General features: G+C 70.2%; 14 protein-coding genes. 4 read left to right on the plus strand and 10 right to left on the minus strand.

Annotated elements, in window-relative coordinates:
• Positions 1–36 precede the first annotated feature (36 nt).
• Both ubiA and BDK63_RS03480 read right to left on the minus strand, forming a co-directional pair.
• Positions 37–930, minus strand: coding sequence for a 4-hydroxybenzoate octaprenyltransferase (gene ubiA / locus BDK63_RS03475; RefSeq protein WP_183329936.1), 894 nt, complete (start codon positions 928–930; stop codon positions 37–39).
• Between the two features lie 35 nt (positions 931–965).
• Positions 966–1,442 (minus strand): chorismate--pyruvate lyase family protein, encoded by a 477-nt coding sequence (locus BDK63_RS03480; RefSeq protein WP_183330015.1) that lies wholly within the window; start codon positions 1,440–1,442, stop codon positions 966–968.
• 147 nt (positions 1,443–1,589) lie between these two features.
• Between BDK63_RS03480 and BDK63_RS03485 the strand changes: the two genes are divergently transcribed.
• The 3 genes from BDK63_RS03485 (at position 1,590) to BDK63_RS03495 (ending at position 3,639) form a co-directional block, all read left to right on the plus strand.
• Positions 1,590–2,750 carry an FAD-dependent oxidoreductase gene (locus tag BDK63_RS03485; protein ID WP_183329937.1) on the plus strand — a complete coding sequence of 387 codons (1,161 nt, stop codon included), beginning with the start codon at positions 1,590–1,592 and terminating at the stop codon, positions 2,748–2,750.
• A gap of 186 nt (positions 2,751–2,936) precedes the next feature.
• A complete protein-coding gene (locus tag BDK63_RS03490) occupies positions 2,937–3,212 on the plus strand; it encodes an HU family DNA-binding protein (RefSeq protein ID WP_183329938.1) in 276 nt (91 codons plus the stop codon).
• A gap of 70 nt (positions 3,213–3,282) precedes the next feature.
• Positions 3,283–3,639 carry a hypothetical protein gene (locus tag BDK63_RS03495; RefSeq protein ID WP_183329939.1) on the plus strand — a complete coding sequence of 119 codons (357 nt, stop codon included), beginning with the start codon at positions 3,283–3,285 and terminating at the stop codon, positions 3,637–3,639.
• A 96-nt stretch (positions 3,640–3,735) separates the two neighbouring features.
• Here the strand turns inward: BDK63_RS03495 and recG are convergent, their stop codons facing one another.
• Positions 3,736–5,829 (minus strand): ATP-dependent DNA helicase RecG, encoded by a 2,094-nt coding sequence (gene recG / locus BDK63_RS03500; protein ID WP_183329940.1) that lies wholly within the window; start codon positions 5,827–5,829, stop codon positions 3,736–3,738.
• A complete protein-coding gene (locus BDK63_RS03505; protein ID WP_183329941.1) occupies positions 5,826–6,746 on the minus strand; it encodes a hydrogen peroxide-inducible genes activator in 921 nt (306 codons plus the stop codon). The genes recG and BDK63_RS03505 overlap by 4 nt, the downstream gene beginning before the upstream one ends.
• Before the next feature lie 67 nt (positions 6,747–6,813).
• Between BDK63_RS03505 and BDK63_RS03510 the strand changes: the two genes are divergently transcribed.
• Positions 6,814–7,686 (plus strand): SDR family oxidoreductase, encoded by an 873-nt coding sequence (locus tag BDK63_RS03510; protein WP_183329942.1) that lies wholly within the window; start codon positions 6,814–6,816, stop codon positions 7,684–7,686.
• A gap of 5 nt (positions 7,687–7,691) precedes the next feature.
• Here BDK63_RS03510 and BDK63_RS03515 read toward each other — a convergent pair whose 3' ends face one another.
• The 6 genes from BDK63_RS03515 to gmk all read right to left on the minus strand — a co-directional run bounded on the left by BDK63_RS03515 (position 7,692) and on the right by gmk (position 12,445).
• On the minus strand, positions 7,692–8,195 hold the full coding sequence (locus BDK63_RS03515; protein WP_183329943.1) for an acyloxyacyl hydrolase: 504 nt from the start codon (positions 8,193–8,195) through the stop codon (positions 7,692–7,694).
• Between the two features lie 28 nt (positions 8,196–8,223).
• Positions 8,224–8,739, minus strand: coding sequence for an RNA 2',3'-cyclic phosphodiesterase (thpR, locus tag BDK63_RS03520; protein ID WP_183329944.1), 516 nt, complete (start codon positions 8,737–8,739; stop codon positions 8,224–8,226).
• Positions 8,740–8,746: 7 nt separating this feature from the next.
• Positions 8,747–9,136 carry a RidA family protein gene (locus BDK63_RS03525; RefSeq protein WP_183329945.1) on the minus strand — a complete coding sequence of 130 codons (390 nt, stop codon included), beginning with the start codon at positions 9,134–9,136 and terminating at the stop codon, positions 8,747–8,749.
• A 90-nt stretch (positions 9,137–9,226) separates the two neighbouring features.
• Positions 9,227–11,362, minus strand: coding sequence for a RelA/SpoT family protein (locus tag BDK63_RS03530; RefSeq protein ID WP_183329946.1), 2,136 nt, complete (start codon positions 11,360–11,362; stop codon positions 9,227–9,229).
• Positions 11,363–11,428: 66 nt separating this feature from the next.
• Positions 11,429–11,689 carry a DNA-directed RNA polymerase subunit omega gene (rpoZ, locus tag BDK63_RS03535; RefSeq protein ID WP_183329947.1) on the minus strand — a complete coding sequence of 87 codons (261 nt, stop codon included), beginning with the start codon at positions 11,687–11,689 and terminating at the stop codon, positions 11,429–11,431.
• 141 nt (positions 11,690–11,830) lie between these two features.
• The gene (gene gmk, locus BDK63_RS03540) at positions 11,831–12,445 is read right to left on the minus strand and encodes a guanylate kinase (RefSeq protein WP_183329948.1); all 615 of its coding nucleotides are present in this window, start codon (positions 12,443–12,445) and stop codon (positions 11,831–11,833) included.
• Between the last annotated feature and the right edge of the window lie 12 nt (positions 12,446–12,457).

The following is a 12,457-nucleotide window of genomic DNA, read 5'->3' on the forward strand; positions in this document are numbered from 1 at the left end:
CAGTATGACACTGGCATGACAGTCCCGCCCGCCCGGTCACGGGCCCGCGGCCGGCCACAGGCTCAGGGCGATCCCGGCGAACACCAGCAGGCCCGACCAGTGGTTGTTGAGGAAGGCCTGGAAGCAGCGGTCCCGGTCTCGCTCCCGGATCAGGACCTGCTGGTGCACGAAGGTGGCGGCCATGGCCGCCAGGCCCAGCCAGAAGAAGCCGCCGAACCCCAGGCGCAGCCCCGCCCAGGCCAGCAGCAGCAGGGTCAGGCCCTGCAGCAGGCCGATCATCAGCCGGTCGGCGCGGCCGAACAGCACCGCGGTGGACTTGATGCCGATCTTGAGGTCGTCGTCGCGGTCGACCATGGCGTACTCGGTGTCGTAGGCCACCGTCCAGGCCACGTTGGCGGCGAACAGCAGCCAGGCCTCGAAGGGCAGATGGCCCAGCACCGCGCCGAAGGCCATGGGGATCGCCCAGGAGAAGGCGGCCCCCAGGAAGAGCTGCGGCAGGTGGGTATAGCGCTTCATGAAGGGGTAGATGAAGGCCAGCACCACGCCCACCAGCGAGAGCATCACCGTGAACAGGTTGGTGAACCAGACCAGCACGAAGGCGGCCATCACCAGGATCAGGAACAGCGCCTGGGCCTCGCCCTCGCTGATGCGACCGGTGGCCAGGGGGCGCAGCCGGGTGCGCTTGACGTGGCTGTCGAAGTGACGGTCGGCGTAGTCGTTGACCACGCAGCCGGCGGCACGCATCAGGTAGACCCCGGCGATGAAGATCAGCAGCACGTCGCGGCCGGGCAGGCCCTCGGCGGCGACCCACAGCGCCCAGAGGGTGGGCCACATCAGCAGCCAGGTGCCGATGGGGCGGTTCAGGCGCATCAGCTGCAGGAAGTCGGGCACCCGGGCGAGTCCCTTGGGGTGCATCAGGGAACGGTCCATCTCTACCTCGTGGATGTTGGCGGCAGGCCCAGAGCCTAGCGCGAAGGGAGGGCGAGGTCATCCGCCATGGCGTCCAGGAACCACTCCTGCACCAGCACCCGGAAGCCGCCGTGGCGGAACACCGAGCGCCGGCCCCAGGGCCCGCGGCCGGCATGGAAGCCGGCGGGGGACGAGGTCACCTCGATCTCGCCGCGCTCCAGGTCCGGCTGGCGGAACAGCCAGCTGCCCAGCGAGCGCTCGCCCAGGTGGTCGAGGCGCTGGCCGCGCAGTTCGTCCAGCGGCGCCACCGAGCGGGCCACCACCCAGGGGCGCTCGCCCAGGCACAGGGCCACCTCGCGCAGCCAGGCCTGGCGGTGGAGCGGCAGCCCCAGGGCCAGCGCCTCGTCGCGGCGCGGCGGGCCGATGCGCTGGTCGAGCAGCCGGACCCGGAAGGGCCGCGGATGGCCGGCCTCGGTCAGTCGGGCGGTGAGGGAGTCGCGGGAGGCGACCCATCGCCACCAGGCAGGCGCCATGGCGGGGCGGGCCGCGGCCAGGGGAATCCAGTGCGCCGGGGCGCGGGTGTCGGCAGGTGGCAGGTCGGACACCGTCGGGCTCCGCGTCGAACAAGGGGGCGGGTAGTGTAACATGCGGTGTCATCCCTTCCCTGACCGAGGAGTCCCATGAGCGCTCCGCTGACCATCATCGGCTCCGGCATGGCCGGCATCGGCCTGCTCCGCCAGCTGCGGGCCCTGGACGCCGATCGCCCCGTCACCCTGATCACCGCCGACAGCGGCGACGACTACGCCAAGCCGCTGCTCTCCACCGGCTTCGCCAAGCGCCTGCCGCCGGGGCGCCTGGCGGCCCGCAGCGCCCTGCAGGTGGCCGATGAGCTGGGCGCCGTGGTGCGCACCCATGCCCGCGTCGAGGGCATCGATCTCGCGGCCAGGACGCTGAGCCTCGGCGCGGAGCGGCTGCCCTGGGGCGAGCTGGTGCTGGCTACCGGGGCGGCGCCGGCCGTGCCCTTTGCGGTGCCCGAGGCCGTGGCCGGGCGGGTCTTCAGCGTCAACGACCTGGACGACTACCGGGCCTTCCATGGGGTGCTCGAGGCGCTGGGTCGGCCGGCGCGGGTGGCGATCATCGGTGCCGGGCTGGTGGGCTGCGAGTTCGCCAACGACCTGCTGGCCGGCGGCCACGAGGTGAGCCTGGTGGCCCCCGAGGGCGCGCCCCTGCCGCGGCTGCTGCCGGTGCCCCTCGGGCGGGCCCTGGGGGAGGCCTTCGAGGAGGCCGGCATGGTGCTGGCGCTGGGAACCGGCCTGACGGCCCTGGCGGAGGCCGGGGCGGCCGTGGGGGTCACCCTGGACGACGGCAGCCGCCTGGAGGCCGACCTGGTGCTGGTGGCTACCGGCCTCCGGCCGCGCACCGCCCTGGCCGAGGCGGCGGGCCTGGCGGTCAGCGCCGCGGGGATTCACACCGACCGATACCTGGCCACCGCGGCGCCCGGTGTCCACGCCCTGGGCGACGTGGCCTGCGTGGACGGCGTCAATGCCATGTACGTGCAACCGCTGCAGGCCAGCGCCAAGGCGCTGGCGCGCACCCTCACCGGCACGCCGACCCCGGTCAGCTACGGTCCCTGGCCGGTGGTGGTCAAGACGCCCCTGCTGCCGGTGGTGGCGCTGCCGCCGGCGCGGCCCCCGGCACGCTGGCGACTCGAGGGCGAGGCGGGAGACATGACGGCCCTGGCCGAGGCCGAGGACGGTCGTTTGATCGGATTTGCGTTGACAGGGGCCTGTGTCCGTCGGAAAGTTGAACTGGCGCGGGTCGCACCGCCGTTGCTAGGCTAGGACACGGTGTCGCCACCGGCCGTGCTGTTGGGCGATATCGGGCATGCCGGTGTCATTCGCATGCTGTCTTCTCGAGTCGGGAAGGCCGCATGCGAGTGACACGGATCGGGGAACTCACCACCACAACAATACCTCCGGCGACCATCCACTGCGTCCGGAGGCAGAAGCCAACACCAGGAGGGCTGTATGCGTAAGCCAGAACTCGCCGCGGCGATTGCCGAGCGTGCCGATCTTTCCAAGGACAAGGCGAGCCAGGTGCTCAACGTCATTCTCGACGAGATCACCGGCAGCGTGTCCCAGGGGCAGGATGTCTCACTGATCGGGTTCGGTACCTTCACCGTGCGCGAGCGTGCCGCTCGCACCGGCAAGAACCCCCAGACCGGCCAGCCGCTGACCATCCCGGCCAGCAAGACCGTGGCCTTCAAGCCGGGCAAGGGCCTCAAGGACGCCGTCGCCAAGTAGGCGCCCCTCGATGCGACCCGCCGCGGTGCGGGTCGCTGAACGTTTTCCCTCCTCCCGCTCGGAACCCTCCATGAAGCTGCGACTGATGCTCTGGCTGCTGGGACTGCTGCTCAAGCGTGCCCTGCGCCGCAAGCCCCGCTTCCGTGAGCTGCTCGGCGAGATGCGCGGCCTCGACTGGGGCATCGCCACCGAGGATCTGGCCATCGCCCGCCACTACCGCATGTCGCCGCGCGGCATCCGTACCGGCCGCGGCCTGCCGGTGGACCTCGACCTGGAGCTGCGCTTCGAGGATCAGGCCACCGCGCTCAAGGTGCTCAGGAAACCCACCCAGCAGGCCTTCCTCAACGGGATGATGGCCGGCACCGTGCGCCTGGTCGGCGACTCCGCCGATCTGCAGAAGCTGCAGCGGCTGCTCAAGCACCTGTAAGCACCGAGCCGATAGCGCCGAGCGCCAAGCAAAACCTTTCACCGCCCGACGGTTTACGCTCAGTCCCTCATACGCAGACTCTTTGCTTGGCTGCTGTCACACCTGCCCGTAGCGGCCCGCCTCCTCGCCCAGCCAGCGGCGGATCAGCGGGCGGCTGGCCTCCGGATGGGTGGCCAGCAGCGCCTCGGCCAGGGGGGCGACGCGCTCCAGCAGGTCGGCGTCGCGCTCCAGGTCGGCGATCTTCATCTGGGCGAGGCCGGTCTGGCGGGTGCCCAGCACCTCCCCCGGGCCGCGCAGCTCCAGGTCCTTCTCGGCGATGCGGAAGCCGTCGTTGGTCTCGCGCATCACCGCCAGGCGCTCCTTGGAGTGGGCCGACAGCGGCCCGTGGTAGAGCAGCACGCAGAAGCTCTCGGTGGAGCCACGCCCCACCCGGCCGCGCAGCTGGTGCAGCTGGGAGAGCCCCAGCCGCTCGGGGTTCTCGATGATCATCAGGCTGGCGTTGGGCACGTCGACCCCCACCTCGATCACCGTGGTGGCCACCAGCAGGTCCAGCTCGCCCGCCTTGAAGGCGGCCATCACCTCGGTCTTCTCGCTGGCCTTCATGCGTCCGTGGACCAGGCCGATGGCCAGTTCCGGCAGCGCCTCGGTGAGCTCGTCGCGGGTCGCCTCGGCGGCCTGGCACTCCAGCACCTCGGACTCCTCGATCAGGGTGCAGACCCAGTAGGCCTGGCGGCCCTCGGCGCAGGCGTGGCGGATGCGCGCCACCACCTCGGGGCGCCGCTCGTCGGGCACCACCACGGTCTTGACGGGCGTACGGCCGGGGGGCAGTTCGTCGATCACCGAGACGTCCAGGTCGGCATAGGCGCTCATCGCCAGGGTGCGCGGGATGGGCGTGGCGGTCATCACCAGCTGGTGGGGCGTCAGGCCGCCGGCCTCGCCCTTCTCGCGCAGCGCCAGGCGCTGGTGGACGCCGAAGCGGTGCTGCTCGTCGATGATCGCCAGGCCCAGGCGCTGGAAGTGCACGTCGCCCTGGAAGAGCGCGTGGGTGCCCACCACCATGCGCGCGCGGCCGTCGAGGATCGCCGCCTTGGTGTCCAGGCGCGCCTTGCCCTTGAGCTTGCCGGAGAGCCAGGCCACCTCGATGCCGAGCGGCTCGAACCAGGCGCGGAAGGCGCGGTAGTGCTGCTCGGCCAGCAGCTCGGTGGGGGCCATCATCGCCGCCTGGCAGTCCCCGGCGATGGCGGAGAGGGCCGCCATGGCGGCCACCACCGTCTTGCCGGAACCCACGTCGCCCTGCACCAGCCGCAGCATGGGCGTCTCACGGGCCAGGTCGGCGGCGATCTCGTCCAGCACCCGGCGCTGGGCACCGGTCAGCGAGAAGGGCAGCTGGGTGAGGAAGCGCGCCTGCAGGCTGCGCCCGCTGGGCAGCGCCGGCGCGCCATCCTCTCGGATGCGCAGGCGCACCTCCTGGAGGCTCAGGCGGTGGGCCAGCAGCTCCTCCAGGGCCAGGCGGCGACTGGCCGGGTGATGGCCGCTGGCCAGGGTCTCGGGGTCGATGTCCGGGGTCGGCTGGTGCAGCACGTGCAGGCAGTGGTGCAGCTCAGGCAGGCGGAAGCGAGCGCGCAGGTCCTCGCTGATCCAGTCGGGCAACGCCTCGGGGTGGGCCTCCAGCTGTGCCAGGGCCTGCTCGATCAGCGCCCGCAAGCGGGTCTGGTGCAGCCCCTCGGTAGTCGGGTAGATAGGCGTGAGGTGGTCCTCCACGGGCGGGGCGTCGGCCTTGAGCAGGCGGTATTCCGGGTGATAGAGCTCGAGCCCCGTGGCGCCGGCGCGGGCCTCGCCGAAGCCGCGCACCCAGCTGCCGGGCTGGAACTGCTGCTGCTGGGCCGGGGAGAAGTGGAAGAAGCGCAGGCTGAGGATGCCGCTGCCGTCGCGCAGCCTTACCAGCAGGCTGCGGCGTCGGCCGCGCACCACCTCGGCGGCCACCACCTCGCCCTCCACCACTGCCTCGTGACCGGCGCGCAGGGTGCCGATGGGCGTGATGCGGGTGCGGTCCTGGTAGCGCAGCGGCAGGTGGAAGAGCAGGTCGGCGACGCTGGCGATGCGCAGCCGGGCCAGTTTCAGGGCCAGGGCCTCACCGACCCCCTTGAGCGACGTGACCGGCGCGTCGAGCGCGTGGGGGGCAGCGCTCATGCCGGCTCGAGTTCGGCCTCGCGGCAGCGGGCGATGGCGTCGGTCACGGCATCGATCGCCTTGGGGCGCGGGAAGCTGGCGCGCCAGGCGATGGCGACGGTGCGCGAGGGGGCCGGCTCGCTGAAGGGACGGCTGATCAGCAGTCCGCTCTCGTAGTGGCCGGTGCCGATGGCCGAGCGGGGCAGCACGGTGATGCCGAGCTTGGAGGCGACCATGTGGCGGATGGTCTCCAGCGACCCGCCCTCGGCGGTCAGGGTGTTGGTGGGGCTGGCGAGCTTGTGGCTGATCGCCGGGCAGGCCTCGAGGATCTGGTCGCGAAAGCAGTGTCCCTCGCCCAGCAGCAGCAGGCGCTCACCCAGCAGGTCCTCCTTGTGGATCGTCTCGCGCTCGGCCCAGGGGTGGTCGGCGGGCATCAGCACCTCGAAGGCCTCCTCGTAGAGGGGCTTGGTGAGCACGTCGGTCTCGGTGAAGGGCAGCGCCACGATGATGGCATCGAGCTCGCCGCTTCTCAGCTTGCGACGCAGGTTGCCGGTGAAGCCCTCCTCGATGTAGAGCGACATCTGCGGCGCCCGTCGGCGCAGCTCCGGCACCAGGTGCGGGAAGAGGTAGGGCCCGATGGTGTAGATGGCGCCGATGCGCAGGGGGCTGGCCAGCTGGTCCTTGCCGGCGTTGGCCAGCTCCTTGATCACGCCGGTCTGCTCCAGCACGCGCTGGGCCTGCTCGACGATCTTCTCGCCCAGCGGGGTGACCTGGACGGTGGACTTCGAGCGTTCGAACAGCGCCACGCCCAGCTCCTCCTCGAGCTTCTTCACCGCCACCGACAGGGTCGGCTGGGAGACGAAGCAGCGTTCGGCGGCGCGCCCGAAATGGCGCTCCTGAGCCAGTGTCACGATGTAGCGGAGTTCTGTTAGAGTCATGATGGTTGCCTGAACGGCATCCTCTTGAAAATCCAATAGGGACTTTTTATCAGGGGGCGAGGGAAAGGTGAAGACAACAACGCTTATTCTGGGCTGCGGGGACATCGGACGGTCACTGGGGCAGCGGCTGCAGGAGGCCGGCCAGCGGGTGGTCGGGGTGCGCCGCAACCCCGGCGCCCTGGAGGGCAGCGGCCTCGAGGCCATCGCCGCGGACCTCGCCGATCCCGCCTCCCTGGCCGGCCTGCCGGATGCCGAGGTGCTGGTCTATGTGGTCAGCGCCGACCACTTCGACGAGGAGGCCTACCGCACCGCCTATCCCGAGGGGCTCAAGGCGGTGCTCACCGAGTTTGCCGGCCGCCAGCGGCCGCCGCGCCGGGTCTTCTTCGTCTCCTCCACCAGCGTCTACCCGCAGCAGGCCGGTGAGCCGGTCGACGAGGCGAGCCCCACTGATCCCAGCGGCTTCTCCGGGGTGCTGATGCGCGAGGCCGAACAGGCGCTGATCGACCACGACCTGCCGGGTACCGTGGTGCGCTTCTCGGGGATCTATGGCCCCGGCCGCGATCGGCTGATCCGCCAGGTCAGCGAGGGGCGCATCGCCCCCTCCAGTCCCGCCATGTACACCAACCGCATCCATCGCGACGACTGTGCCGGCGTGCTGGCCCACCTGATCGAGCTGGCCCTGGCCGACCGGCCGCTCCACGACCTCTACCTGGCCAGCGACTGCGAGCCGGCGCCGCTGCACGAGGTGATGAGCTGGCTGGCCAAGCAGCTCAAGGTCGAGGCCACCGAGACCATCCAGTCGCCCCTGCGCCGCCGGGCCAGCAAGCGCTGCGACAACCGTCGCCTGCTGGAGAGCGGCTACGTGTTCCGCTATCCCAGCTATCGCGAGGGCTATGCCCAGGTGCTCAGGGAGGGCGGCTTCCTGCCCGAGAAAGCCTAGGTGGGTCACAGCGGGTAGCGGTAGCCCAGCGTCAGCGTCTCCAAACCGTCATTCGGTCGTTTGATGCCGGCATTGGAGTAGTGGGTCAGCGCCAGGGAGAGCTCGCCGCTGGCCCAGGGCAGGCCCAGCGCCAGGCGATCCTCGAACTGGAAGGCGGTGGAGAGCTCCCGGGAGTCCACGCGGGTCTCCAGGAACAGCGCGCCGCCGATGCCGGCCTCCAGGAAGGCGCCCCGCTCGCCGGAGAAGGTCCAGCGCAGCGCCGGCGACAGTAGCCAGGCGGCGTTGCCGTCCTCCTCCTCGCTGGAGAGCAGCAGCAGGCCGGTGGCCAGCCGCAGCTCCAGCCGGGGGTGCAGGCTTGCCAGCGGAACGATCCGGTCGACCTCCACCTTGAGGGCGACCGTGGATTCGCTGGTGGCACCGACCGCGACCTGCAGGTCGGCCATGGCCGGGCCGCAAGCCACCAGCAGCGTCAGGGCGGCGCAGGCCGCCCGGTGCGATTCGAGAGACATTCCCTTCTCCCCTCAGTCCCGTGATGGCTCAGGTCGCCCGAGAGCGCGCCAGGGGCACGTAGCGTGCGGCCTGTCCGTCGTTGATCGAATGGATCAGCGTCACCTGATTATAGGACCACTCGAGGTCAACGTGCGGCAGGTCGTCTGCCTCGAGGCGTTCGGCCCGGCGCAGCAGGGTGACATGCGGGATGAAGCGGGAGGGGCGACCGGGGAGCTGGTGGGCCTCCAGGCGGTCCCACAGCCGCTCGTGCAGTCGCTGCAGGGCGGCATCCGGACGGTGGCCCCCCACCCAGACGATGCCCGGGCACCGGAAGTGGCCCCAGGCATCCAGTGTCCAGCACCCGGCGGGGATGGCCAGCGAGCGGATCTCCTCCGCCAGCTCACCGGCCAGGTCGTCGCCGACCTCGCCGAGGAAGGCCAGGGTGAGGTGCAGGCTCTCGTCGGGCATGCGGCGCCCGCCGCAGCGGGCGTGGGCGGCGTCCGCCAGGGCGCCGAGCCGTTCGCGCAGCCCGGGTGGCGGCACCAGCGCCAGGAAGAGCCGCATTCCCCGGTCAGTCGCCGATGACCATCACGGCTTCCGCCTCGAACTGCGCGCCCTTGGGCAGCGCCTTCACGCCCACCGCGGCGCGGGCCGGGTAGGGCTTGTCGAAGAACTCCTCCATCACCTGGTTGACCACCGCGAACTGGCCTAGGTCGACCAGGTAGAGGTTGAGCTTGACGATCTCGCCCAGCGAGCCCGCGGCCTCCTCGCAGACGGCCTTGAGGTTCTTGAAGACCTGGCGGGCCTGGGCCTCGAAGTCGTCGGAGACCAGCTCCATGGTGGCCGGGTCCAGGGGGATCTGGCCGGAGAGGTAGACGGTGTTGCCGGCCTTGATGGCCTGGGAGTAGGGGCCGATGGCGGCGGGTGCCTGGTCGGTGTTGATCACGGCCTTGTTGCTCATGGACGTTCTCCGTGGTGGTGTTGAAGGGTGGTGATGCATGAAAGCGCTGGCCCGCCCGTCGCAGCCGCGACGGGCGGGCCAGGGACGGATTCAGTTGCCGACGCGCGAGATCCTGCCCACGTGGGAGAGGTTTCTCAGCCGCTTGATGATGCGGGCCAGGTGGACGCGATCGCGCACGGACAGGATCAGGTTGACGGTGGCCAGGCGGGCGTCGCGCTCCTCGATGCCGATGCGCTCGATGTTGGCGTCGGCATCGGTGACCAGGCCGGCCAGCTCGGCCACCAGGCCGCGGCGGCTCTCGACCTCGAGGCGCAGGGCCACCGGGAAGTCCTCGGCGATGTCGTCGGACCACTCCAGGGCGAACAGCTTGTCCGGGTCGTTCCTGAGTTCGCCCAGGTTGCGGCACTCGGCACGGTGCACCACGATCCCCTTGCCCACCGAGAGGTGGCCGATCACCGGGTCGCCGGGCAGCGGGTGACAGCAGCGGGCGAACTTGATGACCATGCCCTCGGCGCCGCTGATGACAATGGGCCCGTGGGCGCGTCGCTCGGGCTCGCCCTCGCTACGCGACTCGCCCTGCTGCAGGTCGATCAGGCGGCGTGCCACCACATGGGCGACCCGAGTGCCGAGGCCGATGGACTCCAGCAGGGCGTCCTCGTTCTTCAGGCCGAGCTCGGCCAGCAGGCTGGCCAGCGGCGCCTCGGGCAGCTCCTCCAGGCTGGTCTCGAAGTCGGCCAGGGACTTGTTGAGCAGCCGCCGGCCCAGCTGCACCGCCTCGGTGTGCTGCTGGTGCTTGAGCGCATGGCGGATCGCCGAGCGGGCCTTGGCGGTCACCACGAAGTTGAGCCAGGCCAGGTTGGGGCGCCCCCCCGGGGCGGTGATGATTTCCAGGGTCTGGCCGCTCTCCAGGCGGGTGGAGAGCGGGGCCAGGTGGCGATCGATGCGGCAGGCGATGGTGCCGTTGCCGATGTCGGTATGCACCGAATAGGCGAAGTCGATCACCGTGGCCCCCTGGGGCAGCTCCATGATGTCGCCCTTGGGGGTGAACACGTAGATGTCGTCGGGGAAGAGGTCGTTCTTGACGTGCTCGATGAACTCCAGGGAGTCGCCGGCGTGGCGCTGCATCTCCAGCAGCCCCTTGATCCACGAGCGGGCCCGGGCGTGGCTGCCCTCGGCGATGGGGTGCTGGGTCTGGCCGGCCTTGTAGAGCCAGTGGGCGGCGATGCCGTTGTTGGCCATGGCCTCCATCTCGCGGGTGCGGATCTGCACCTCGATGGGCATGCCGCCGCTGCCGAACAGGGTGGTGTGCAGGCTCTGGTAGCCGTTGGCCTTGGGGATGGCGATGTAGTCCTTGAAGCGCCCGGGCACCGGCTTGTAGAGGTTGTGCACCACGCCGAGGATGCGGTAGCAGCTGTCGACGTCGTCGCAGATGATGCGGAAGCCGAAGACATCCATGATCTCGGCAAACGACTTGCGCTGGTCGCGCATCTTCTTGTAGATCGACAGCAGGTGCTTCTGGCGGCCGATCACCGTGCCCGGCAGTCCCTCGTCGTCGAGGCTCTGCTGCAGGGCGTTCTGGACCTGCCGGATCGCCGAACGGCGGTGGCCGCGGGCGCTGGAGACGGCGCGCTTGATGCGCTCGGCGCGCATCGGGTGCAGCGCCTGGAAGGAGAGGTCCTCGAGCTCGACGCGGATGGTGTTGATGCCCAGCCGGCTGGCGATGCGGGCATAGATCTCGAGGGTCTCGCGGGCGATGCGGCGCTTCTTCTCGGGGCGCAGGGCGCCCAGGGTGCGCATGTTATGCAGCCGATCGGCCAGCTTGACGATGATCACCCGGATGTCCCGGGACATCGCCAGCACCATCTTCTGGAAGTTCTCGGCCTGGGCGACCGCCTTGTCCTCGAAGGTGATCTGGGTCAGCTTGGAGACACCGTCGACCAGCTCCGCCACGGGCTTGCCGAACTGTTCGGCCAGGGCCTCCTTGCCGACGCCGGTGTCCTCGATCACGTCATGCAGCATGGCTGCCATCAGGCTCTGATGGTCCATGTGCATGTTGGCCAGGATATTGGCCACGGCGAGGGGGTGGGTCACATAGGGTTCGCCGGAGCGCCGGCGCTGGCCGTCGTGGGCCTGCTCGGCGTAGTAGAAGGCGCGCTTGACCTGCTGGATCTCGTTCTGGGGGAGGTAGCCGCCGAGACGGTCGGCCAGGTCATCGATCGTGAACATGCAGCGCGCCCTGACTCCTGCGTGAGTGCCCTGGAAGGGAAGGCGGCGGGAAGCCGTCGTGCGGGATCACTCCTCGGCGCCGGCCCCGTAGTGCGGCTCGCGGATGACGCGCACCGGCGCCTCGACCGGCTCGTCGAGCACGCTCTCGTCGACCAGGCCGGCGGCGATCTCGCGCAGCGCCACCACGGTGGCCTTGTCGTTCTCCCAGGGTAGCTGGGCGTCACGGGAGCCGCGGGCCAGCTGGCGCGCGCGCTGGGTGGAGATCATCACCAGCTTGAAGCGGTTCTCGACGTTTTCCAGACAATCTTCGACTGTGACTCGCGCCATGGATGTCTTCCTGCAGCTGACGGGGAACCGCCTAAGCCCCTGCGAGGCACGCGGGGCGGAGATTCCACCAATGGATAGACCCGATAGGTTACTCGACGCCCGGTTGCCGTGACAAGCGCTGCAGTGCAGCGCCTGTGCGGCTCAGCCGAGCAACGCCTTCAGCAGCGGGGCGTGGTGCTCGCCGGCCCGCGCGAGGGTCAGGCGGCGGGCGATGACCAGCGACTGCAGCTCGCGCAGGGCGGTGGTGAAGTCGTCGTTGATCACCAGGTAGTCGTACTCGTCGTGGTGGGACATCTCGCTGACGGCATCGCGCATGCGTCGGGCAATCACCGCGTGCTCGTCGGTGCCGCGGCTCGCCAGGCGACGCTCGAGCTCCTCCCGGGAGGGGGGCAGGATGAAGATCGACACTGCATCGGGCATCTGCTGGCGCACCTGGCGGGCCCCCTGCCAGTCGATCTCCAGGATCACGTCCTGGCCGGCGGCCAGCGCCGCCTGGACGGCGGGGCGCGAGGTGCCGTAGTAGTTGTCGAACACGCGGGCATGCTCGAAGAACTCCCCGCGTTCGATCATCGCCTCGAAGGCCGGGACGTCGATGAAGTGGTAGTTGACGCCATCCACCTCGCCGTTGCGGCGCTCGCGGGTGGTGTGGGAGACCGAGACCTGGAGGCCGTCGAGGCTGTCGATCAGTTCGCGGACCAGGCTGGTCTTGCCGGCACCGGAGGGGGCGGAAACGATGAAGAGGGTACCCTGGGGCATGGTCGGCATCCC

The organism is Halomonas campaniensis (assembly GCF_014193375.1).
GTDB classification, from domain to species: Bacteria; Pseudomonadota; Gammaproteobacteria; order Pseudomonadales; family Halomonadaceae; genus Halomonas; species Halomonas campaniensis.